The organism is Oceanicaulis sp. HTCC2633 (assembly GCF_000152745.1).
GTDB lineage: Bacteria > Pseudomonadota > Alphaproteobacteria > Caulobacterales > Maricaulaceae > Oceanicaulis.
In genome coordinates this window covers 57,982-80,653 of sequence record NZ_CH672428.1, presented here as the reverse complement: position 1 = coordinate 80,653, position 22,672 = coordinate 57,982, and the positions used below count along the sequence as shown (strand labels likewise).

The window sequence follows — 22,672 nt, the reverse complement described above, 5'->3', positions numbered from 1 at the left end:
GCAGGGCGGTATGGAAAAGACCGCCGGGAGGATCGACATGACAGACCAGCAGACGGCATGCCCGCCCTATCCGTGGGAGCCCTTCAACCCGATCCGCGCCTGGAAGGCCTTCTGGGGGCTGGTCGGGGACCGGGATGACACGCGCTATGTCTTCGCCTTTTTCCGGGCGGTGAACGGGCGCTCCATGGGCCATATCGTCAACCGGTTCGCCAATTCCGATTTCGGTCGCAGCCAGATCGAGGACCGGACCCGGTTCGCCGATGTGATGCTGGATCGCAAGATGCTGGAATCCCATGGGCGCGGCACGTTTGCTGCTGCCTATCTGCATTATCTCGATACCGAGAATCTCAATCCGCTCGGCGTGCACGAGGCGGCGGTCGAGAATGCGCCGGAGCTCTATGCCCAGCTTGAGGCGGAGTATCCCGAGTTTGCGTCGATGACCTACACGCTGCATCTGGCGCATGACCTGCACCATGTTCTCACAGGCTATGGTCGGGACCCGCTGGGCGAAGCGCTCTTGCTGACCTTCAACGGCAATCAGAACGGCACACGCGGTTCCCGCCTTCTGGGCATGTTCGCGGGGTTGCGAATCCGCTCGGAGATCTGGCAATGGCCCGTGGGGCGCATGATGGCAAACGCCAGGCGCATGGCGCGGGAAAGCCGGGACCTGGTGACCACGGACCTGACCCAGTATCTGCATCTGCCGCTGGAAGAGGCGCGGGCGCGTCTGAACCTTGTGCCGGACCCGCTCTATCGCGAGGTGCGCGATACGTGGACCGGGCCGGAACCGGTCAGCGCGAAAGCCTAGTCTACAGACCTGGCGCCGGACGACCGTTCAGCAGGTATTCCATGACCTCGGGGTCCTGGATGTCGAGCTTCTCATAGGGGCCCAGAAGGCGCAGCCGACTTTTGGGCTTTCCCGGGCCGAGGCGACGGGCGGTGAGCATCACCACGATGCCTTCAAAGCCGCACCCTTCCAGAACCGGCAGGCTTTCCACATAGTCGCTATGGGGCGGAACCCGTCGGTCCAGGAAGACAAGGTCGTATCCGGAGGCCTTGCTGTCTTCGCAGAAGGCGTTGACTGAACTGTAATGGTCAAACTCGAAAGAACCGGGGACGTGCTCGGCGAGACCTGACAGAATTGTCATCTCGACCGGGTCATCGTCAATCACCGCAACGCGTCGCATGCAAAATTCCTTATACCTGACAGGGGAATGCGCGAATTTCGCGCTCAGGTTGGTTTACCATAACGCCGTGCGCGATATGGAGCAATCCATGGTGGGATGCGGCTAAACAGCCTTGCGCTCAGGCTCAAACCTGCTAAAGCGGCCCCGCAAGAGACAAGGAGGCCTCCCCATGCAGATTCGCGAGGGGCTTACCTTTGACGACGTGCTCTTGCAGCCCGGTTCGTCTGAGGTTTTGCCCGCTGACGCTTTGGTGCAGACCCGGCTGACGCCGTCCATCACCCTGAACATTCCCATCCTCTCGGCCGCCATGGATACGGTGACCGAAGCCGGTCTGGCGATCGCCATGGCCCAGGATGGCGGTCTCGGCGTGATCCACCGCAATCTGACCAATGAAGAGCAGGCCGAAGAAGTCCGCCGGGTCAAACGGTATGAAAGCGGCATGGTGGTCAATCCGATCACCATCTCGCCCAAGGCGACCCTGGCCGAGCTTCAGGCGCTGATGAACCATCACAAGATTTCCGGCATCCCGGTCGTCGAGGGCGGCGAGGGCGTGAACGGCAAGCTGGTGGGCATCATCACCAACCGCGATGTCCGCTTCGCCGATGACATGAACCAACCGGTCTCCTCGCTGATGACCCATGAGGGTCTGGTGACGGTGAAGCCGGGCGTGGATCAGGGCGAAGCCCGTCGTCTCCTGCACAAGCACCGCATCGAGCGCCTGCTGGTTGTGGACGATGAGGGCCATTGCGTCGGTCTGATGACCGTCAAGGACATGGTCAAGGCCGAAGCCTATCCCAACGCCGCCAAGGACGAGCACGGCCGTCTGCGCGTCGCCGCGGCCACCACGGTCGGCGACGCCGGCTTTGAACGCGCCCAGGCGCTGATCGATGCGGGGGTGGACGCGGTCGTCATCGACACGGCGCATGGCATGTCCGCCTCGGTGCTCGAGCAGGTTCGGCGCATCAAGGCCGCGTCGAACTCGACCCAGGTCGTGGCGGGCAATGTGGCCACCTATGACGGCGCGCGCGCCCTGTTTGATGTGGGTGCGGACACGGTGAAAGTGGGCATCGGCCCGGGCTCGATCTGCACCACCCGCATTGTCGCGGGCGTGGGCGTGCCCCAACTGACCGCGATCATGGAATGCCGCCGCGCAGCCGACGGGTTTGACGGCTCGATCATCGCGGATGGCGGGATCAAGTATTCCGGGGACCTGGCCAAGGCCATCGCGGCGGGCGCCGATTGCGTGATGATGGGCTCGATGCTCGCGGGCACCGAGGAAGCGCCCGGCGAGACGTTCCTCTACAAGGGGCGGGCCTACAAATCCTATCGCGGCATGGGCTCTGTCGGCGCCATGGCGCGCGGCTCGGCGGACCGGTATTTCCAGAAGGAAGTCACCGATCGCATGAAGCTGGTGCCCGAAGGCATTGAAGGCCAGGTGCCGTACAAGGGCCCTGTCGCGCCGATCCTGCACCAGATGGTGGGCGGTCTGCGCGCGGCCATGGGCTATACCGGCGCCAGGACGATCAAGGACTTCCAGCAGAAGGCCGAGTTCGTGCGCATCACCAATGCGGGTCTGAAGGAAAGCCACGTGCATGACGTGACGATTACTCGCGAAGCGCCGAACTATCCCACGCCGTCCTAGGCATGGGACTGGTCCCGAACGAAAAAGCCCGGCGCGTTCGCCGGGCTTTTTTGTTTCGGGCTCAGAGCGCCAGCGCCGTGCGAGAGCGCTCGGTCAGCATCTCCATGGCCGCGATATAGGGGGCGGGGCCGAAGCTCAGGCGCCGCGCGCCGGCCTCTTTCATGATCCGGAGCTGATCCATATCGCCCACCATGACATTGATGGGCGCGCCGATCCGCTCGACCAGTTTCGCGACGAGGTCGGGATCCTTGAGACCGGGGAAGAAAATCCCGTCCGCGCCCGCATCCACATAGGCGTGGGCGCGCTCCACCGCATGATGGATCCGTTCGCTGTGATGGCTGGGGTCTTCTGGATCAAAGAAGACTTCGCTGCGGGCGTTGATGAAGAGTGGTTCGCCTTCTGAGGCCTGGGCGCTGACAATGGCGCGCAGCTTGGCGGTGAATTTCTCGATCAGAACCGGGCTGGAGGTCTTGCGATCCCGGTCCTCGATATTGATGCCGACAGCCCCGGTATTGCGCACGCGCAAGGCGTGGTCGGCCACCTCGGCAGGGTTTTCCGAATAGCCGGTCTCGATGTCGACGGTCAGCGGTACGGAGATGGTCTTGGCCATGCGGCGGGTGATCCGTTCCAGCCATTCGAGCGGCAGGGATTCCCCGTCCTCGAAACCAAGCGCGGCGGCGACCGCCCAGCTCGATGTGGCGATGGCCTTGGCGCCGGAGCGCTCGATGGCGAGGGCGCTGCCTGCATCCCAGGCATTGAACAGCACAAGCGGAGAGCCGGGGGCGTGGAGGGCGGCGAAGGCGGCGTATTTGGGCATTGTCTCGTCTCCGTCCTGAGCGCGTTCGCCAGGGGGAGGGGCGGGCACGCTCGATTATGTGTCTTTCAGGTCTGAATTTGAACAGGTTCAGCGTTAAAGCTTCCCTTGGGATCGTGCCGGGCCTTGCCGTCGGGCTTTTGACGTGATGAGGGAAGCGCGTGAAACTTGCGCCGCGCCTGTGTATCAGGGCGCTCCCCCGGAGCTTTGCTCCGCAAGCGCGACCGCGCGCCGGCCGACGAGGCCGAACTGACAACGGCCCGCAGGGCCAAAGAAAAGAGAGACTACCCTATGCGTGACGCAGGACGGATCGCCGGCGCCATTGAAGTGCTCGACGCGGTCATGAACCGGCACCAGCCGGTGAAGGACGCCCTGCGTGACTGGGGCAAGGCGCACCGCTTTGCGGGGTCGGGCGATCGCGCCTGGATGTCGGGCCTGGTGCTGGACGCGCTGCGCCGCCGGGGCTTTCTGCGCCATGTGATGGGCGAGGATACGCCGCGCGCGCTGGTGCTGGGCGCGCTCAGCTATGCCTGGGGCATGGATGCAACTGCCATCTCTGCGACTTTTGAGGGCGATGAGCATGCGCCCGATCCGCTGACCGAGGCCGAGATTGCGGGCCTGTCAAACGGCGCGCCTGAGGATACGCCGCTTCACATCCTCGCCGATGTGCCTGAATGGCTGGGGCCGAGTTTTGAGCGCGCCTATGGCGCGGATGCCGCCGCCGAAGGTCAGGCCATGGCGGGTCGGGCGCCGGTGGATCTCAGGGTCAACCGTCTGAAAGCCGAGCCGGACAAGGCCTTCGGCGCGGTGTCCTCCAAGATCAAAACCATTGAAGTCTCGGACCTGACGCTTGATGGCTTGCGCATCCCCGAAACCGATCCGCGCGCCAAGGCGCCGGGGGCGGAAAGCATCCCCGCTTTCGGCAAGGGCTGGGTCGAGGTGCAGGATATCGGCTCCCAACTCGCCGCGCTGGCGGCGGGCGATATCAAGGGCGCGCAGGTGCTTGACTATTGCGCCGGCGCGGGCGGCAAGACTTTGGCTCTTTCGGCGCTGATGGAAAACACCGGCCAGCTCTACGCCTGGGATTATGACGGACGCCGCCTGCGCGCGATCTGGCCGCGTCTGCAACGCTCGGGCGCGCGCAATGTACAGGTGCGCGACGGCAAGGAAGCGGAAACGCTGGGCGATCTCGAAGGCAAGCTTGATTGCGTGTTCATGGATGCGCCGTGCTCGGGTTCGGGCACCTGGCGGCGCCGTCCCGACAGCAAATGGCGTCTCAAGGAAGAGGCGTTCAAACGCCGTCAGTCCGAACAGGACGAGGTTCTGTCCAAGGCCTGGCGCTTCGTCAAACCGGGCGGGCGGCTTGTCTATGTGACCTGCTCGGTCCTGCCCGAAGAGAACGAAGACCGCGTCGCGGCCTTCCTTGAGGCGCACCCCAAATTCACGCCCGTGCCCGCGAGCGACGCCATAGCCCAGTCCGGTCGCCTCGCCGAAGGCGCGCAAGAGCGCCTCAAAGTCCTCGAGGGCCGCTTCGGCGCGATCCAGCTCACCCCGCACCGCACCGGCACGGACGGCTTTTATGTCTGCGTGATGGAGCGGGCGAAGTAGGCTCAGGCCTCACGACATGAAAAGGCCCCGGCGCTGCCGGGGCCTTTTGCGTTAGAACCAGATCCGCACGCCAGCGAGGAGGGCGGTTTCCTCCACCTCATCGCCCATGGAGCGGGCGAGGCTGGCGGTTTCGCCCAGCTTGCGCTCCCAGCTGACGCCCACATAAGGGGCGAACTGGCGGCGGATTTCATAGCGCAGGCGTAGCCCCGCCTCGACATCGGTAAATCCCGTGCCCTGATCGAGTGTTGGCGCGTCACCGAAGGCAAAGCGTGTCTCGACGACCGGCTGCAGGATCAGGCGCTGGGTGAAGAGGATTTCGTACTCCAATTCCGCCTCGATGGCGGCGCCCGCCTCTCCGCCCAGATAGGCGTGGGCGTTCACCTCGAACCAGTAGGGGGCAAGCCCCTCGATCCCGATCACGCCCTGGGTTTCGTCCGGGCCGAACTCATGGCGCAGGCCGGTCTGGACGTTGAAATAGCGGGTCGCAGCGCGGCTGTAGAGAAGCTCCACCTCGCCGCCGTCAAAGCTGTCCTCGTCAGGCAGATACGCGCCCTTGACGTTCATGACGAGGCGATTGATGTCGCCGCCGGTCCAGACGCCGCCCTCCCATTTCAGGCTGGTCTCGCCATCCGCGTCCTGCCATTCAAAGCGATCTAGCATCAGCATGGAATGCTTCGTGGCGCCCGAATGATGCAGCACGTCATGACGCGCCTGCGCCATCACATCGGCGTCGAAATACCGGTCCGCGGCGTTCCAGAGCGGTTCGTCATGGCCGCTGTCGTGAGACTGAGCGAAGACCGGGGCGGCGATAAGAGCGCAGGCTGCGCCCAGAAGGAATGAGCGGATCATTGGGCGCCTCCGCCATGGTGACCGGAGTGGTGGTTATGGTGCGCGGGCGCCGGTTCAGGCTCTGACGCGGGGGCGTGATGGCCCTGATGACCGCCGCCATGTCCGGAATGGCTGGAATGATCCATCGGCGCGGCTTCCCTCTGGTGATGCCCGGAATGGCTCTGATGGGCGGAATGATCCTGATGGCTTGAGGGATCCATCGGGCCGGGCCGCACCGAGACGACCTGCATCATGCCAGCATGCATGTGATAGAGCAGGTGACAGTGGAAGGCCCAATCGCCCGGCTCGTCTGCCGTGACGTCAAAGGCCAGACGCTCGCCCGGTTTGACGATCACGGTGTGCTTGCGCGGTTTGTGATCGCCGCCACCGTTGACCAGCTCGAAGAACATGCCGTGAAGGTGGATCGGGTGGGGCATCATGGTGTCGTTCACCAGAGAGACCCGCAGGCGCTCGCCTTCATGGAAAATGATAGGCGCGTCGATCTCGGTGAAGCGCACGCCGTCAAACGACCACATATAGCGCTCCATATTGGAGGTGAGATGGATCTGCATCTCACGCCCCGGCGCGCGGAGGTCGGGATTGGTGTCCAGGCTGCGCAGCTGGGAATAGGTGAGGACGCGATGGTCCACATCTTCCAGCCCGATCCCCGGCTCATCGAGGCGACTGATCGGCGCCATGTTGAGATTGGCGACGCCCGGCCCCTCAGTATGGTTGTGGGTGACAGGCGCGCTGTCCTCCATCGCCATGGCGGAATGACCGGAATGCGCGGAATGATCCATCTGGCCGTGATCCATAGACCCGTGGTTCATGCCGTCATGACCCATGGCGCTGTGGTCCATGCCGTCTCCGCTCATTGAACCATGCCCCATCGACCCGTGATCCATGCCCATGTCGCGCATGGTCAGAAGCGGGGAGGGACGCAGCTCGGGAACCTCAGCCGTCATGCCTTCGCGCGGGGCCAGAGTGGCGCGGGCGTAGCCCAGTCGCTCAATGCTTTCAGCCATGATCGTGAAGGCGCGGTCCTCGCGCGGGGTGACCACCACGTCATAGGTTTCCGCCACGCCGATCTGCAGCTCGTCGGTTTCGACGGGCTGGACATTCTGGCCATCCGCCTGCACGACGCTCATCGCGAGGCCCGGGATGCGCAGATTGAAGATCGTCATGGCCGAGGCGTTGATGATGCGCAGGCGCACCCGCTCGCCCGGCTCGAACAGGCCCGTCCAGTTGCTGTCCGGTCCCTTGCCGTTGACGAGATAGGTATAGGTCTCCCCGCCCACATCGGAGATGTCGGTGGGCTTCATGCGCATCTGGCCCCACATGGCGCGATCAGACAGGGCGGCGCGCACGCCATCCTCGCTCATGTCGCGGACCAGATCGCCCAGCGTGCGGTGATTATAGTTCAGGCTTTCGGGATTGGTCTTGAGCCGGTTGAACAGCGCCTCGGGCGACAGGAAGGTCCAGTCGCTCAGCACCAGCACGTGCTCGCGGTCATAGCCGACCGGATCATGATGGGCCGGATCGACGATGATCGGACCATACAGCCCTTCCTGTTCCTGCAGCCCGGAATGGCTGTGATACCAATAGGTGCCCGACTGACGCAGGCGGAAGCGATAGGTGAAGGTCTCGCCGGGGCGGATGCCGGGAAAGCTCACGCCCGGAACGCCATCCATCTGAAACGGCAAGAGAATGCCGTGCCAGTGAATGGAGCTGTCCACATCGAGATGGTTGGTGACATTGAGCGTCACCTCATCGCCTTCGCGCCAGCGCAAGAGCGGGGCGGGCACGCCGCCATTGACCGTGATCGCTTCATCGCGGCGGCCATCCACGCGGAAGGGCGTGCGGGCGATATCCAGATTGAAGACCGTACCGGTCAGGGCGTCGGGGGCGCGCTGGGTCAGCGCGCGGCTGGCCTGCGCCCAGCCGGGCGTCAGGCTTGCGGCTGTCAGCGCGCCGGCGCCGGTCAGCCAGGATCGTCTCGTAATCATCAGTCAGCTCGTTCAGCTCATCAAACAGACAGGGTTCATTGTCCGCCAAGGGGGGCGGGGCGCCTGTCCGGGCCTAGTTGAGCTGAACGGTGAAGAGCTGGACCGGGGTCGGCCAGGGCGGCGGTCGTGGCCGGTTCGGATCAAAGACCGGAGCCTTTGTCGCCACCAGACGTAGCGCCTTGAGGTCAGGCTTCGGCGCTTCGGGCAGGATGACCGGCAGATCGAACTGGGGCGCGTCATTGAGCACCAGCGGCGCTCCGCACAGGGCGTTCTCCTCGCACTCGGGATCGGCTTGCTGGCTCGGAGCGCCGTGATGGGCGTGGGCGCTCGTCTGATGATGCGCATGAGCATCGGCATGATCCGCCGCAGCGGGCGTCATTGGCTGCGCACACACCTGCATTGTCCAGCACGCGATGAAGATCATCGCGGTCAGGATCTGGGGCAGGGGCGTGTCGAAGCGTCGAGTCATGGCGCCAACATAGCGCTCCTGCGGGCTCAGGAAAACCGCGCGCGCAAACATGTCGCGCTCGCGTGCTTATCCCCTCTGGCGAAACGGCGCGGTCTGCGCTATGCGCAGCCATGACCGAGATTCAGGCCCACCATGAAAAAGCGCTGGTGATCGACTTTGGCAGTCAGGTCACCCAGCTGATTGCTCGCCGACTCCGCGAAAGTGGCGTCTATTGCGAGGTTCACCCCTTCAACCGCGTGGACGACGCCTTCCTGGACGCCTTTGCGCCCAAGGCGATCATCCTGTCTGGCGGTCCCAATTCCGTCCATGGCGAAGGCACCCCGCGCGCGACCCAGAGCGTGTTCGAGCGCGGCCTGCCGGTGCTGGGCATCTGCTATGGCGAGCAGACCATGTGCGCCCAGCTGGGCGGCAGCGTGGAAGCGGCGGAGGAACGCGAGTTCGGCCGCGCCGATATCGAGATCGTCGCGGACAGCCCCCTGTTTGACGGCATTGGCGAGGTGGGCCATCTCGAACGCGTGTGGATGAGCCATGGCGACCGTGTGAACGCGATCCCGCAGGGCTTCCATCCCATCGCCGCCACAACCCATGCGCCCTTCGCCGCCATTGCGGATGAGGGGCGTCGCTTTTACGGCGTGCAGTTCCACCCCGAAGTGGTGAACACGCCGCGCGGCGCGCTGATCCTGCGCAACTTCACCCACAAGATTGCGGGCATGAAGGGCGACTGGACAATGGCCGCCTTCAAGGAAGAGGCCATCGCCAAGATCCGCGAACAGGTCGGCTCGGGCCGGGTGATCTGTGGTCTGTCGGGCGGCGTGGACAGCTCGGTCGCTGCCGTCCTGATCCACGAAGCCATTGGCGACCAGCTCACCTGCGTGTTCGTGGATACCGGTCTGATGCGCTCGGGCGAGGCCGATCAGGTCGTGACCCTGTTCCGCGAGCACTACAACATCCCGCTCGTGGCTGCGGACGAGGAAGAGCGCTTCCTCTCGGCGCTGGCGGGCGAAAGCGATCCGGAAAAGAAGCGCAAGACCATCGGCAAGCTCTTCATCGACGTCTTTGAAGACAAGGCCAAGGGCGTGGGCGGCGCGGATTTCCTCGCGCAAGGCACGCTTTATCCGGATGTGATCGAAAGCGTCAGCTTTGACGGCGGCCCGTCGGTCACCATCAAGTCGCACCACAATGTGGGCGGTCTGCCAGAGCGCATGAACATGAAGCTCGTCGAACCGCTGCGCGAACTGTTCAAGGACGAGGTCCGCGCGCTGGGGCGCGAGCTGGGCCTGCCCGAAAGCTTCATCGGTCGTCACCCCTTCCCGGGGCCGGGCCTCGCCATCCGTATTCCGGGCGAGGTCACCAAGGACAAGGCCGACATCCTGCGCAAGGCGGATTCGATCTATATCGAGGAGATCCGCAAGGCGGGGCTTTACGACAGCATCTGGCAGGCGTTCGCCGTGCTGTTGCCGGTCCAGACGGTCGGCGTGATGGGCGATGCCCGCACCTATGACAATGTGCTGGCCCTCCGGGCGGTGACCTCCACCGATGGCATGACGGCGGATTATTTCCCGTTCGATCATGACTTCCTGGGCCGCGTCGCCACCCGCATCATCAACGAAGTGCGTGGCGTGAACCGGGTCGTCTACGACGTCACCTCCAAACCGCCGGGAACCATTGAGTGGGAATAAGCCCACAGAGCGTCCGGAGCCGCCAATGCGACTGATCAAGCCAGAAAGCTATACTGGCGAGCGTGCCTGGGACGCTCTCGACGTGGAGCGCTTTGAGGCGGCGACCGTTCGGATGCACTGGACAGATCAGCCGTACAAATGGCACGTCAATGACGGACCGGAAGTGTTTGTTCTTCTGAAGGGCAAACTTGATATGCACGTCAAGAACGCCGCCGGTGAGGTTTCGGTCCTGTCGATGGAAGAAGGCGATGTCTTCCACGCCGAATCCGGTGACGCCCATGTCGCCCATCCGCAGGGCGAAACGCGCGTGCTTGTTATTGAAAGACCAGGGAGTGTGTGATGAGCAATGACAGACTCGACCGTCTTGAAATCCATGTCGCCGAGCAGCAGCAGATGCTCGATGACCTCTCTGAGGTTCTGACCCGTCAGACCAAGGAGATCGAGGCGCTGAAGGCGCGGCTTTCTGCTTCCGACAACCGCATTGCGGAGCTGGAGGCGGGCCTGCCTGCGCCGGGCAATGAAAAGCCGCCGCACTATTGAAGCGCACTCTCTCGATCCTGACAGAAACGGGCGGCCCATCGGGCCGCCCGTTTTGCGTCAGTTATACGGATTGGGCATGCGGCCCATATACATCCACTCGCCGTCGCGCATGAAGAAGAGGCCGGTGGCCGTCTCGTTCATGCGTGGGCCGGGCGGCGGGCCCGAGCGCTGGAAATAGAGGGTGAAGGCGCACTCATAGGCCGCCTCCGGCAAGGTCTGCACCCGGTCCCGCGCCCAGTCGGGCAGGTCCTCACGGGTCAGCCGTCGCCAGCCGCAGTTCTCCACATCGACCCGGCGCAGGGCCTCCAGCGCCACCAGCGTGTCCTCCCGGGTGCGTTCGCGGCGCGCCTCCTGCACCTCCAGCTGATAGCGGAAGGCGGACATGCGCTCGGCGCGGGTCTCACTGGCCAGATTGTCATGTCCGTCGAACTGGAGCGCCGCCATATAGGCGCGACGAGCGATCTGGTGGTTGGGGGCGGGATTGTCCGGCGGCGGGGGCGGAGCAGAGGCGTCCTGACAGGCGGTGAGTACGAACAGGAACGCCAGGGTCAGGGCGCGCATCATTTCCCCCATGGGTCAGTGCCGGGCGGCGCTCAGTATCGCCTGAGGGGATTTAACGAGACCTCAAAAAAAGCCCCGGGCGGCGACCCAGGGCTTTCACTGGAAGGCCTAGCCGATCTTGAGCTGGGCCATCAGCGCTTCGGCGACCGGTTTGGAGGAGGCCGGGTTCTGGCCGGTGATCAGGCGGTGGTCGGACACGGCGAAGGGCGCCCAGTCATCGCCTTTGTGATAGTCTCCGCCCAGCTCCTTCAGGGCGTCCTCGAGCAGGTGCGGCACGACCTGGGTCAGACCCACGGCCTCTTCTTCGGAATTGGTGAAGCCGGTGACCTTGCGGCCCTTCACCAGCGCGTGGCCATGCTCATCCTTGACGTTCAGCAAAACGGTCGGGGCGTGACAGACAGCGCCGATGGGCTTGTCGGCTTTCCAGAAGGACTCGATCAGCGCCACGGAATGTTCGTCATTGGTCAGGTCCCAAAGCGGACCGTGCCCGCCGGGATAGAACACGGCGTCAAAGTCTTCGGAATTGACCGTGTCGAGCTTGACGGTGTTGGCGAGGGCTTTCTGGGCGTCCTCGTCGCTCTTGAACCGGCGGGTGTCCTCGGTCTGGGCGCTCTCGTCATCGCTCTTGGGGTCGAGCGGCGGCTGGCCGCCCTTGGGCGAGGCGAGGGTCAGCTTCGCGCCGCCATCCTTGAACGCGTAATAGGGGGCCGCGAATTCCTCGAGCCAGAAACCGGTCTTCTCACCGGTTTCACCGAGTTCGTCATGCGATGTCAGGACCATCAGAATATTCATGGGGAGCTCCTTTGGGGGACAGGGAGACTAGACGTAAGGGGCGGTGGTCGCGCTTCAACCGTCGGACGGCGGCGGGCCTCAGACGAGCCACACCAGAACGGCCAGCGAGCCGCAGATGGCGAGCGCATCCTCGGCAAGCGCGGCCCTGAAATCGGAGTCCAGGCGCGCCGCCAGCCAGGCCCTCAGGAAAGCGCAGCCATAGGTTCCGGCTGCAGCGCCCAGAATGCCGGCGACGGCAGGCAGCAGGCCTCCCAGCGCCGCACCCGCGACAGCGGCCGCAATCAGTCGGGCCAGAACCCCGCCGGTTTCGGTGCGTGAGGGGGTGCGCGGCTGCTTGTCGCCCCAGAGCTCCAGCCCGGCCAGGGCGGCGAGCGGGACGAAGGCCCACCATTCACTGAGCCAGCCAAAGGCGGGGATCAGGGGCTGGGGCGCGATGACGAGCGCATACCCGCTGACCAGGGCGAGCGCCATGAAGGTGCGTGCGCCTGTCAGAATCCCCAGCAACAGGGCTGCGAGAATGATCATGTCCGCCTGTCCCACTCTGCTTGCGTCACAGAGGCTAACGCCGGTCTGACGTGATCGTTCCCGGCGAGGCGTCAGGCCGGTCTGGCCGGGTCGGCCTCAGAGAGCGCAGTCCGCACGCGGGGCAGGATGCGTCGGCTGACCGGGACTTCGCCCCCCGACCGCAGCAGCAAGCGCCCGCCGCCGCCCGGCTCGCGTTCCAGCGCTCTGACGAAAGCGGTGTTGACGACATGGGAGCGATGCACGCGAAGGAAGGTGGGCGGCAGCTGGTCTTCCAGCCGGGCGAGCGTGAGCGTGTAGAGGACGCATCGACCATCCTCGTAATGCAGCTCCACATAATCGCCTGCGGCCTGAATCCGGCTGATCTCCTGGGTGCGGACAAAGTCGGTGCGCCCGCCGCTTTCCAGCGGCAGAAGGGCAGGCTCGCTGGCCTGACGTGCAAGGGCGAGCGCGGCGTCCAGCGCTTCGGCGCGACGGGTTTCCAGGGCTCGGATGCGCTGTTCACGCAACAGGGTCAGCGCTTGCTGGACAAACAGGGCGATCAGGAACACGCTGGCCAGCCAGAACAGGTGCAGGTCGATGAAGGCGCTCTGGGTCGTGATCGCGATGAGCGCGGCAAGGCTATAGCCTGACGCATGGACGAGCGCCTCGCGTCGCCCTTTCAAACCCTGATAGCCGCTCAGCAGCGCACACAAGGCGAGCGCCAGCGCCAGCACGCCCCATGTCTTGCCGTCAAAGCCGCGCATCAGCAGGATCGGAAAGGCCAGGATTGCAGCATATCCGCCAAGCGCGAGGCTGCGGCGTCCGAAGCTGAGCGAGGTGAAGCGCTTGAGGGTGAGCGCCATGAGGCTGAGCGAAACGCCGAACGCGCTGGCCACGATGCCGATCAATCGCGCGTCATGCAGCGGATAGGGATAGCTGATCAGTCCGCGTGCGGCCTCGATCAACAATTGGGCGCCCAGCGCGGCGCTGAGGCCGACCAGAATGATCGGTTCTTCGCGGCGCTCGGCCCGGACCGCCATCGCCGCGAACACCAGGGCGCCAAGCGCAAACACGCCGAACATGATCAGGCTGGGCCAGTAATACTGGAGGATCCGGTCTGTCGGCGAACCGTACTCGGCCAGGAAGAAGGACTGCATCGGCGAGGTCAGGGTCAGGAAGCCATGATGGGAGGACAGCCGGATGGCCAGGGTATTCTCTCCGGCGACAAACAGGTCCCTGGGGGCATGGGCGGCGAAGTCGATCCGTCCGGCGCGCTCCTGGCCGGCATTGTCCCCCGGCAAGCCATTGGCGCCGATCCGTATGCCATTGAGATAGATCTCGCTGGCGGCGAGCCCGGAGAGATAGACCCCCTTGGGGCCAGGCGAGGCGATCCACTCGGCCTCGAGGCTGACCCGGGTCTGCGCCCACAGATGACGGCCCTGCGGGTCGAGCTCAAAGACCTGCATCTCCTGGCAATCGGGCGCCGTGAAGTCCGGCAGGGCGTCCGCTGCGCCGTCCGCCGGACACACGATGAGCGGCGCGGCGCGCAGGCTGATGGCCTGACGGGCCTCAGCGGGGCCGATCGCTGCGGACAGGAGGAGCGCCAGCGCGCCGAGAATGAAAGGCAATCGGGTCATCAGTCTCTGTCAGCAAGGGGCGCCGTTCGTCGATCCGGCTTCGCCGCTCACCGATGAGCGCCTGACCGGGCGGGGATTTGGAACAACCATGCTCCTCGTCCCGCCGCAAGAGCGGGAGACCCACAAAGGAGACAAACATGCGGTCAGGACTTTTCTCCCTTCTTCCCGCCCTCGCGCTGACCGGCGCCGCCTTGGCGGAAGAGCCGATCAGTTTCACGAGCAATGACGGCGTCAGCGTCGAGGCGTTTCAGGGCGCGTTCACCGTGCCCGAGAACCGCGGCAACCCCGACAGCCGGATGATCGAGATCGGCTATGTGCGCTTTCCAGCGCTCGAGGGGGCGACAGGCGCGCCTATCGTGTATCTCGCCGGAGGACCGGGCGGGTCGGGAACCGGGACGGCGCGCGGCCGCCGGTTTGATCTGTTCATGCAGATGCGCCGTCATGGTGATGTGATCGCCTTCGACCAGCGCGGCACAGGCCTGTCGCGCAATGATCTGCCGACATGTGTTTCAAGCGTCAGCGTGTCTGAAACAGAGCCGGGCACGGACGCCGAGTATGCCGGCGCCTATCGCCAGGCGGCCCGTGAATGCCGCGTCTTCTGGCGTGAGCAAGGCGTCGGGATCGAGGGCTATACGACGGCCGAAAGCGTTGCGGACATTTCCGACCTGCGCGCGCATCTGGGCGCGGAGCGCGTGACGCTCTGGGGCATCTCCTATGGCACGCACCTCGCGATGGCGGCGCTCAAAGCCATCCCCGACGAGATTGATCGCGCCATTCTGGCCAGTGCGGAAGGTCTGGATCAGACAGTGAAACTGCCGTCCCGGACCGAAGCCTATATCGAAAGACTGCAGGCGGCTGTAAACGCCCAGCCGGGGGCCGCGGCGGCCTATCCCGATATCGCGGGCATGATGGCGCGGGTGCATGGGCGGCTGGAAGCGGAGCCGATGCCGCTCATGATCCCCGGTGCGGACGGCGCGCGCCCCTTCCTGCTTCAACGCCGCGATCTGCAGCAGATGACCTCCGGTCTGATCGCGGATCCGGCCTCCGCCGCGATTGCCCTGGCGATGTACGCCGAGATTGATCAGGCCGGCAGCGCCAACATCGCCTCGGCCATCATCGCCCGGTTTTACGAGCTGGGAGCGCCGATCAGCCTGCAACCCATGTCCACAGCCATGGATCTGGCGTCCGGGATCAGTGCAGAGCGTCTGGCGCAGGTGGAGCATGAGGCGCAGACCGCCCTGCTTGGCGCGTATCTCAACTTTCCCATGCCGCAGCTGAATGGCGTTTGGGACGGGTTCGGGCTGGACGACGATTTCCGGGCAGCACCCACGGGCGAGACGCCGATCCTTCTCCTGTCCGGGACGCTGGATGGCCGCACCTATCCTGACAGCCAGCGCGCGGCGCTTTCGCGCATGGCGCATGTGGACTGGGTGATCGTTGAAAACGCCGGGCACAATCTCTTCATGACGACGCCCGAGGTGCCGGCCGTGATGCATCGCTTCATGGTGGGGGCTGATGTGGACGGAGAGCGCATCATTGCGCCCCTTCCTGATCTGACCGAACTGCCGTTCTAGGCGCGTGCAGGCCGGGCGGCGCTCCTGGCCTGCATCCTCGCCCGGGTGCGAGTGAGCGATTGTCAGTCCCGCCGTTCGCCGTCAGTCTTGCTCCAGGACGAACGGGGAGCGGCGTTGGGATGATCGAGCTCTGGGTGCAGTTCATTTCAGCGGGGGCGGCGGGCGTGGCCCTGTTCGCTGCGCTTCAGCTCTGGCTGCTGGACCGTCGCGAGGCGGGCGCGCATCCGCGTTATGCCAGGAAGGCGCTCGCCGCCTTTCTCGTCCTGAGCGCACTCTCGGGTTTTGAGCTGTTGTTCGAGCAATCGGGCGTTTACGAGACAGCCCCCGCCCTGATCGGCGCCCTCTGGCCGTTCAGACTGTTCTATGGCCCTGTTCTGCTGGTCTACGTGCTCGACATGACGCGGGCGCCGGATGCGGCCTGGCCGGTCCGGCTGAGGCTGCTGATCTGGGCGCCGGCGCTGGCGGCTGTGCTGGTCAGTCTGAGCTTTTTCACCCTGCCGACCTCCATTCGTCAGGGCGTTTATGGTCTGAGCGAAGCGGAAGGCTCGACCGCCTTTCTCGTGGTGACGGCCTTCAGCGGATTGTTCCTGGTTCTGACGCTCGCCTATCTGGGCGTGGCGGTCTGGGTGCTGACGCGGAACCTGCAGACCGTGCGACAGATCTTCTCCAATATCGAGAACCGCATCCTGTCCTGGCTCCGGGCGGTCTTGCTGCTGATGCTGGTCGCCTGGAGCTGGGGCGCCATCAAGACGTTCTTCCCGGTCAGCCTGATCTCCAATCCACTCATCGATCTCAGTGATGCGCTGGTGGAATGCGTCTGGATCGTCGTGGTGGGGCTTTACGGGCTCTGGCAGGCCCCGGTGTATCGTGATCGGGCGGATGCGCCTCCGACGCTGGAGACGGCGGAAAAATACGCGCGGTCTTCCCTGTCCGACGCGCGTCTGGCCCAGATTGCGGCGCGGCTGGACAGTGTGATGCTCAAGGACAGGCTCTATCGCGATCCGCTGCTCTCGCTCAGCACGCTCGCCTCGCGTCTGGCCGTCAGCCCCAACCATCTCTCCCAGTGTCTGAACGGGCATCTTGGCGTGAGCTTCTTTGACTATGTGAACCGCCTGAGGGTCGAAGAGGCGGTGAGCCGCATACGCTTGACGTCCGATCCGCTGCTGACCATCGCCTATGAGGTGGGCTTCAATTCCCGCTCCACCTTCAATCTCGCCGTGAAGAAACAGACCGGGCAGGCCCCGAGCGCGTTCCGGGACGGCTAGCCCTGTGTCCGACCCGTCCCGTTCGGACAGGATTGAAGTCTGATCGGACCCGTTCGGACGCGGGCCCTGAAACGGGCTGCTAGAGCCGACATGTCATCTCCCCAAACAGAAGAGACATGTCATGACCAGATACCTGACGGGCGCCGCCCTGATCGCGGCTGCGTTCGCTCTGCCGGTTTCCGCCTTCGCACAATACGAAGAGCCCGATACGGGCCGTGTGCTGATGCTGGGCGCCGGCGCCTATGCCGTCACCAATCCCTATGAAAGCGCGAAGGACGATCTGGAGCTGGGCGCGCTGCCGCTCTTCCTGTTCCAGCAAGGCCGTCTCACCGTTGACCTCAGCGGCGTCAGCTGGCGAGCGCTGGAGCTCGGCCCGCTGCAGCTGGACGCGCGACTGAGCCCGCGTATTCCGCTGGTCGATCCGGACGACACCGAATTGTATGACGGGCTCGATCGGGATGTGGGCGTGGACGCGGGCCTGCGGGTCGGCGCCCAACGGGGCGCCTTCAGCGCCAGTGCGGAATATCTCATCGACATCAGTGACCAGTCCGGCGGCCAGTCCGTCGATCTGAACATCGCCTGGAGCGTGGCGCCCATCGAGCGTCTGGAGCTCGAGATCTCCGCTGGCGCGGTCTGGAGCGATGAAGACCTCTCGACCTGGCTGTACGGCATTTCCACCGATGAGATGATCCAGGCGCGCGCCTATGAGTTCGGCGTCTCGCCGGGCGCCCCGTCCGGCGGCGTATGGACGCCGCATCTGGGCGTTCAGGCGCGCTATCGGCTGACGGACCGCACGCTTCTGATCGGCGGGCTGGAGGCGGATTTCTACAGCTCCGATATCACCGACAGTCCGCTGATGGCGGATGACAGCTCAACGGGGCTGTTTGTCGGCGTGATGCGTCGGTTCTGATCATGGACGCTCCACGGTTCATGATGGCGGGGCAGGGCGACGTCGTGACGCCGCCCCTGTCCGGCGCCGCGCGCCTTGTACAGACGGGGCGCATTCTGGCGATCTGGTTGGCCGCCAGCGCGCCCATGCCGGTGCTGGCCTGGATCATTGCGCCGTTCTGGATGCAACACAGCGATCAATTGCCCGGCCTGATCTTCTGGCGCTGCATCATTCTGGGCATGGTCTGGCAAACCGTCGTGGCGGTTCTGGTCCTCAGACTGGAAGGCGTCCGGTTTCACTGGACGGCGATCAAGGCTCGGCTCTGGCTCAACCCGCCGCTCTGGCCCGGAACCGCCAGACCGGCGCCACCCGCTTTCTTCGTCATTCCCGTCCTGTTCGCGGCGGGGTGGTTTGCCGATTACGCCGTGGGCGCCTGGTTCAGTTCAACGCCGCTTGGTCACAGGCTGGAAGGCCTGAGCCCGGCGTTTGCCTTTATCGAAACCTTGGCCGTGCCCGAGCTGGAGGGGCGCTGGGATGTGGTCGCCTTGGCGCTCGTCTCCTGCCTGTTCAACTATGTGCTGGGCGAGGCGCTGTTGTTTCATGGCGTCTTGCTGCCGCGCATGGTCGCCGCCTGGGGGCGCTGGGCGTTTGTGGGCAATGGGGTGCTGTTCGCGCTCTATCACGCGCACAAGTTCTGGATGCTCCCGGCGCTGATCCCCAGCTGCATCGCCTACGCCCTCCCAGCCCAGATCTTCAGATCAAACTGGATGTCCCTGATCCTTCATGGGCTTGAGGGCGTGATCCTGATGTGGGTGGTGATCAGCGTGGTGTCCGGTGGGGCCTGACCCTGAATGCAGAACGGGCGGCTCGTCGAGCCGCCCGCCTTGTCATTCATCGAAGTGGAAGAGGCTTATTCGCCCTCTTCCTCTTCGCCCGGAACCGGGAAGCCACGGTCGCGCATCAGCGGCTCGACGGTGGCGTCACGGCCGCGGAATTCACGATAGGCGTCCGCCGGATCGACCGAATTGCGCGGCGCGAACAGGTACTGGACCATACGCTCGGCCAGTTCGGCGTCATAGAAGCCGCCCGGCGCTTCGGCGAAGGCTTCGGCGGCATCCGAGGTCAGCACGTCGGCCCACATATAGCCGTAATAGCCGGCCGAATAGCCTTCACCCGAGAAGATGTGCCCAAAGTGCGGGGTGCGGTGACGCATCGGCAGCTCTTCGGGCATGCCCAGACGCTCCAGCGTTTCACGCTCGAAGGCATCAGGATCCAGACCTTCGGGATCGGCGGTGTGCAGGTACATGTCCACCAGTGCGGAGGCGAGATATTCGGTGGTCGCGAAGCCCTGGTTGAAGGTCGAGGCGGCGCGGATGCGGGCCACCAGATCATCCGGCATCGGCTCGCCCGTCTCGGCGTGACGCAGATAGTTCTCGATGACCGGCTCGGTCAGCACCCAACGCTCCAGCAGCTGGGACTGGAACTCGGTATAGTCGCGCACGCCGCCGTTCAGGGTCGGGTAGGCGACATTCGAGGACAAGGCGTGCAGCGCGTGACCCATTTCGTGGAAGAAGGTCGTCGCGTCATCAAAGCTGATCAGGACCGGCTCGCCGGGCGCGCCCTTGATGAAGTTGGAGTTGTTGGACGACAGCACGGTCTCTTCACCGTCAAAGGTGGTGTGGCCGCGATAGCTGGTCGCCCAGGCGCCCGAGCGCTTGCCCTGGCGGGCGTAGGGGTCGAGATACCACAGGCCGATATGGTCGCCGGAATCGCGATCGGTCACTTCCCAGACGCGGACATCGGGGTGGAAGACCGGCACGGAGCCGTCGGTGATCTCTTCAAACTCGAAGCCGAAGAGCTCGCCGGACACATAGAACATCGCTTCGCGCAGGTTCTCGATGTTGAAGTACTGCTTCACTTCCTCGGAGTTCAGGTCGTATTCGGCCTGACGCACCTTTTCCATGTAGTAGCGGTAATCCCACGGCTCGATCGTGATGTCGTCGCCGCGCTCGTCTGCGAGCGCCTGCATCTGTGCGACTTCCTCTTCGACGCGGGCGATGGCGGCCGGCCAGACCGTCTCCATCAGCTCCAGCGCGCGCTCGGGCGTGCCGGCCATGCGGTTCTCGAGGCGCCACTGGGCGTAATTGTCGTAGCCCAGCAGTTCAACGCGCTCGTCACGCAGCTGCAGGATTTCGGCGATGATGGCGTTGTTGTCGTACTCGTCGCCATTGTCGCCGCGATTGTAATAGGTGCGCCAGACTTCCTCGCGCAGATCACGCTCGTCGGAATAGGTCAGGAACGGGTCCATGGAGGAGCGGGTGTTGAGCACCGCATATTCGCCCTCATGGCCGCGCTCGGCGGCGAGGTTGGCGGCGGCGGTGATGAAGCTGTCCGGCAGGCCCGACAGCTCGTCCTCGCTCAGATAGGTGACGTAGTTCTCTTCGTCGGCCAGCACATTGTTGGCGAATTGCGTGTGCAGCTCGGCCAGACGCGACTGGATCTCGGCGTAGCGCTCGGCTTCCGCGCCCTCAAGGGTCGCGCCGTTGCGGGCGAAGCCGTCATAGGTCAGCTGAACAAGACGCTGCTGGTCCGGGCGCAGCGTCGCCATTTCCTCACCGTCATGGACGGCCTGGATGCGGGCGAACAGGTCCTTGTTCTGGGTGATTTCGGACGAGAAGGCGGACAGCACAGGCGCCATCTCACGCTGGATCTCACGGAATTCCGGAGAGCTCAGGTTCGACGACCAGATGCCGTAATAGACGAAGACGCGGTTCAGGGTCTCGCCAGCCCGCTCCATGGCGACGATGGTGTTCTCGAACGTCGGCGGTTCGGGATTGTTGGCGATCTGCTCGATCTCGGCGCGGTTGCGTTCCATGCCGATTTCCAGCGCTTCACGCAGATAGCTCAGGTCCATCTGGTCAAAGGCCGGCACGCCGCCATACGGGCCGGTCCATTCGGCCGTCAGCGGATTGGAGGCTTCCGCCTCATCGGACATGGCGGCGTCACTGGCCTGGCTGTCGGTGGTTTCCGGAGCGGTGGTCTGAGTGTCCGCAGCCGTGTCAGCCGGCTGGCTGCAGGCGGCGAGCGCAAGGCCGCTGACGGCGGCGAGAAGCAGAGAACGCATGAAATCCCCTCCCAAAGGATACAGAGTCGATTGGCGCGCACCTTAGGCTATCCGCCCCGGCTGGCGAAACAGTCCGCACAGCCTGTACGCATTACGATATGTTCAGATGGGGCAGGGGATCAGTCTTCGCCAGACCCGTGGCGATCCTCATCCTCACCTTCGCCTCCGGGCGGCGCATACATCACCGCAATCCCCATCTGAAGGCTGGCGAAGGTGGAGCCGATGAAGAAGGCGAGAAGAAGGCGTACGCCCATGCCCGCCGGATCGCTCGCGGTCAGGGTGCGGATCTGACCAATGTCCAGCACCAGGATGAGAGCGGTGAACGCGATGCCGATCACCATGCCCAGCACGGCGTGACGCAGCAGAAATCGCAACAGATCGGTCATCAGGCCTCCACAATGGTGAGACTAGACCAGTCCGATGCAGCTTCAATCGGGCCAGACGCCGCAGATGGCCAAGCCCACTCGCCTTTGCGAGGAGAGTCGGTCTAAGCTTCTCGCGCTCAAGGGGAGGGCGTGTCTATGGGCGTTCTGATCACAGGCCTCGTGATCTTTATCGGGGTGCATCTGACGCGGGTCCTGGGGATCAAGGCGCTTATGGTCAGGGTGACCGGCGAAGCGCTGTTCGCGATCTTCTATTCCGTGCTCAGCACGATCGGCCTGACCCTGATCGTCTACGGCCAGATCCTGGCGCATCCCTCGGTGACGCTCTGGCAGCCGCCCGCCTGGACGCGCACAGTGGCGCTGGTGGCGGTGCCGGTGTCTCTTGTACTGATTTTCGCCACCTATCTGCCCAGCCATATCCGGTCGCTCACCCGGCACCCCATGACGCTGGGCGTGTTCCTGTGGTCAGGCTCGCACCTGCTGGCCAATGGCGAGCTCGCCTCGATCCTCCTGTTCGGCGCCTTCGCCGCCTGGTCGCTGATCCTGCTGGTCGAGGGGTACTGGACGGGCGGACACTTCGCCCGGCCCGGCGTTCTGTGGGCGGATCTGACGGCGCTGTTGATCGGCGTTCTCGCGTCTGCGGTTATTGCGTATTTCCACATGCAGCTTTTTGGCGTTGCTGTCGTCGAGTTTGCATCCAATCGGGCCGCACCCGGCATCTAAGCGGTACAGGACGCACAGACAGCGTCCCCAATCTGGAGGTTGATCATGGAAGACATTCTGGTTCCGCTGGGCCTGTTCGGGATGGTCGTGGCGATCGTCGCCATCAATGTGGCCGGTTCGGCCTCGCGCCGGAAAGCGGTTCTGGCGACAGTGCAGGAGGCGATCCGCTCCGGTCAGCAATTGTCGCCCGAGACCATCAAGGCGCTGGGCGTTCAGGAAAAACCCAAGGGTGGTGATCTGAAAGCCGGCTCGATCCTGCTGGCGGTTGCGGCGGCGCTGATCGTTCTGGGCTTCGCGGTAAGCGGACTGGATGCGGATCAGGAGGTCCTGTCCATCATGACCGCGATCGCCGCGTTCCCGGGCTTTATCGGCGTAGTGCTGATCCTGTTCGGTCTGTTCTCGAAGAAAAAGGACCAGGACTGATCGGGTCCTCAGGCGTGGAGTTGG

At 64.4% G+C, this 22,672-nt stretch carries 23 protein-coding genes; 12 read left to right on the top strand and 11 right to left on the bottom strand.

The features are described from left to right. Nucleotides 1-37 precede the first annotated feature (37 nt). On the top strand, nucleotides 38-808 hold the full coding sequence (locus OA2633_RS00430) for a Coq4 family protein (protein WP_009800487.1): 771 nt from the start codon (nucleotides 38-40) through the stop codon (nucleotides 806-808). Between the two features lies 1 nt (nucleotide 809). Here the strand turns inward: OA2633_RS00430 and OA2633_RS00425 are convergent, their stop codons facing one another. Further along, on the bottom strand, nucleotides 810-1,187 hold the full coding sequence (locus tag OA2633_RS00425; protein ID WP_009800486.1) for a hypothetical protein: 378 nt from the start codon (nucleotides 1,185-1,187) through the stop codon (nucleotides 810-812). A 169-nt stretch (nucleotides 1,188-1,356) separates the two neighbouring features. Between OA2633_RS00425 and guaB the strand changes: the two genes are divergently transcribed. Then, on the top strand, nucleotides 1,357-2,829 hold the full coding sequence (guaB, locus tag OA2633_RS00420) for an IMP dehydrogenase (RefSeq protein WP_009800485.1): 1,473 nt from the start codon (nucleotides 1,357-1,359) through the stop codon (nucleotides 2,827-2,829). Between the two features lie 61 nt (nucleotides 2,830-2,890). Here guaB and OA2633_RS00415 read toward each other — a convergent pair whose 3' ends face one another. Further along, the gene (locus OA2633_RS00415; RefSeq protein ID WP_009800484.1) at nucleotides 2,891-3,646 is read right to left on the bottom strand and encodes an isocitrate lyase/phosphoenolpyruvate mutase family protein; all 756 of its coding nucleotides are present in this window, start codon (nucleotides 3,644-3,646) and stop codon (nucleotides 2,891-2,893) included. Between the two features lie 288 nt (nucleotides 3,647-3,934). Between OA2633_RS00415 and OA2633_RS00410 the strand changes: the two genes are divergently transcribed. Further along, a complete protein-coding gene (locus OA2633_RS00410; protein WP_009800483.1) occupies nucleotides 3,935-5,251 on the top strand; it encodes an RsmB/NOP family class I SAM-dependent RNA methyltransferase in 1,317 nt (438 codons plus the stop codon). 51 nt (nucleotides 5,252-5,302) lie between these two features. On the opposite strand, the gene OA2633_RS00405 is transcribed toward OA2633_RS00410, so the two are convergent. The 3 genes from OA2633_RS00405 to OA2633_RS00395 form a co-directional block, all read right to left on the bottom strand. Next, nucleotides 5,303-6,100 carry a copper resistance protein B gene (locus OA2633_RS00405; RefSeq protein ID WP_009800482.1) on the bottom strand — a complete coding sequence of 266 codons (798 nt, stop codon included), beginning with the start codon at nucleotides 6,098-6,100 and terminating at the stop codon, nucleotides 5,303-5,305. Beyond that, the gene (locus tag OA2633_RS00400) at nucleotides 6,097-8,085 is read right to left on the bottom strand and encodes a copper resistance system multicopper oxidase (protein WP_009800481.1); all 1,989 of its coding nucleotides are present in this window, start codon (nucleotides 8,083-8,085) and stop codon (nucleotides 6,097-6,099) included. The genes OA2633_RS00405 and OA2633_RS00400 overlap by 4 nt, the downstream gene beginning before the upstream one ends. A gap of 73 nt (nucleotides 8,086-8,158) precedes the next feature. Continuing rightward, complete coding sequence (locus tag OA2633_RS00395) at nucleotides 8,159-8,554, bottom strand: hypothetical protein (protein ID WP_156776006.1); 396 nt, start codon at nucleotides 8,552-8,554, stop codon at nucleotides 8,159-8,161. 110 nt (nucleotides 8,555-8,664) lie between these two features. On the opposite strand from OA2633_RS00395, the gene guaA reads away from it, so the two are divergent. From guaA to OA2633_RS00380, 3 genes are read left to right on the top strand one after another with little or no spacing between them, the layout of a single operon-like run. Then, entirely contained in the window at nucleotides 8,665-10,233 is a 1,569-nt protein-coding gene (gene guaA / locus OA2633_RS00390; RefSeq protein ID WP_009800479.1) for a glutamine-hydrolyzing GMP synthase, read from the top strand. Nucleotides 10,234-10,258: 25 nt separating this feature from the next. Then, entirely contained in the window at nucleotides 10,259-10,573 is a 315-nt protein-coding gene (locus OA2633_RS00385) for a cupin (RefSeq protein ID WP_009800478.1), read from the top strand. After that, nucleotides 10,573-10,773, top strand: a complete 201-nt coding sequence (locus tag OA2633_RS00380) for a SlyX family protein (protein WP_009800477.1) — start codon at nucleotides 10,573-10,575, stop codon at nucleotides 10,771-10,773. Before OA2633_RS00385 ends, OA2633_RS00380 begins: the two co-directional genes overlap by 1 nt. A 57-nt stretch (nucleotides 10,774-10,830) precedes the next feature. On the opposite strand, the gene OA2633_RS00375 is transcribed toward OA2633_RS00380, so the two are convergent. From OA2633_RS00375 to OA2633_RS15035, 4 genes are all read right to left on the bottom strand, one after another. Further along, a complete protein-coding gene (locus OA2633_RS00375) occupies nucleotides 10,831-11,334 on the bottom strand; it encodes a hypothetical protein (protein WP_156776004.1) in 504 nt (167 codons plus the stop codon). A gap of 108 nt (nucleotides 11,335-11,442) precedes the next feature. Next, nucleotides 11,443-12,126 (bottom strand): type 1 glutamine amidotransferase domain-containing protein, encoded by a 684-nt coding sequence (locus OA2633_RS00370; RefSeq protein WP_009800475.1) that lies wholly within the window; start codon nucleotides 12,124-12,126, stop codon nucleotides 11,443-11,445. Between the two features lie 78 nt (nucleotides 12,127-12,204). Further along, nucleotides 12,205-12,651 (bottom strand): hypothetical protein, encoded by a 447-nt coding sequence (locus OA2633_RS00365; protein WP_009800474.1) that lies wholly within the window; start codon nucleotides 12,649-12,651, stop codon nucleotides 12,205-12,207. Nucleotides 12,652-12,722: 71 nt separating this feature from the next. Then, nucleotides 12,723-14,267, bottom strand: coding sequence for a LytTR family DNA-binding domain-containing protein (locus OA2633_RS15035; protein ID WP_009800473.1), 1,545 nt, complete (start codon nucleotides 14,265-14,267; stop codon nucleotides 12,723-12,725). A gap of 137 nt (nucleotides 14,268-14,404) precedes the next feature. Between OA2633_RS15035 and OA2633_RS00355 the strand changes: the two genes are divergently transcribed. From OA2633_RS00355 to OA2633_RS00340, 4 genes are all read left to right on the top strand, one after another. Then, nucleotides 14,405-15,841: an alpha/beta fold hydrolase gene (locus OA2633_RS00355; RefSeq protein WP_009800472.1), complete on the top strand. Its 1,437-nt coding sequence runs from the start codon at nucleotides 14,405-14,407 to the stop codon at nucleotides 15,839-15,841. A gap of 119 nt (nucleotides 15,842-15,960) precedes the next feature. Further along, complete coding sequence (locus OA2633_RS00350; RefSeq protein WP_009800471.1) at nucleotides 15,961-17,106, top strand: AraC family transcriptional regulator; 1,146 nt, start codon at nucleotides 15,961-15,963, stop codon at nucleotides 17,104-17,106. A 121-nt stretch (nucleotides 17,107-17,227) separates the two neighbouring features. Continuing rightward, the gene (locus OA2633_RS00345; RefSeq protein ID WP_009800470.1) at nucleotides 17,228-18,016 is read left to right on the top strand and encodes a MipA/OmpV family protein; all 789 of its coding nucleotides are present in this window, start codon (nucleotides 17,228-17,230) and stop codon (nucleotides 18,014-18,016) included. A 2-nt stretch (nucleotides 18,017-18,018) separates the two neighbouring features. Next, nucleotides 18,019-18,840 (top strand): type II CAAX prenyl endopeptidase Rce1 family protein, encoded by an 822-nt coding sequence (locus OA2633_RS00340; RefSeq protein ID WP_156776002.1) that lies wholly within the window; start codon nucleotides 18,019-18,021, stop codon nucleotides 18,838-18,840. 65 nt (nucleotides 18,841-18,905) lie between these two features. Here OA2633_RS00340 and OA2633_RS00335 read toward each other — a convergent pair whose 3' ends face one another. Together OA2633_RS00335 and OA2633_RS00330 are read right to left on the bottom strand one after the other, a co-directional pair. Beyond that, the gene (locus tag OA2633_RS00335) at nucleotides 18,906-21,119 is read right to left on the bottom strand and encodes a M3 family metallopeptidase (protein WP_009800468.1); all 2,214 of its coding nucleotides are present in this window, start codon (nucleotides 21,117-21,119) and stop codon (nucleotides 18,906-18,908) included. 119 nt (nucleotides 21,120-21,238) lie between these two features. Beyond that, nucleotides 21,239-21,505, bottom strand: a complete 267-nt coding sequence (locus OA2633_RS00330) for a hypothetical protein (RefSeq protein ID WP_009800467.1) — start codon at nucleotides 21,503-21,505, stop codon at nucleotides 21,239-21,241. A 135-nt stretch (nucleotides 21,506-21,640) separates the two neighbouring features. Here OA2633_RS00330 and OA2633_RS00325 point away from each other — a divergent pair, with 135 nt between their 5' ends. Then, a complete protein-coding gene (locus tag OA2633_RS00325; protein ID WP_009800466.1) occupies nucleotides 21,641-22,225 on the top strand; it encodes an NnrU family protein in 585 nt (194 codons plus the stop codon). 45 nt (nucleotides 22,226-22,270) lie between these two features. Further along, nucleotides 22,271-22,648 carry a DUF6249 domain-containing protein gene (locus tag OA2633_RS00320; protein WP_009800465.1) on the top strand — a complete coding sequence of 126 codons (378 nt, stop codon included), beginning with the start codon at nucleotides 22,271-22,273 and terminating at the stop codon, nucleotides 22,646-22,648. Nucleotides 22,649-22,672: the final 24 nt, after the last annotated feature.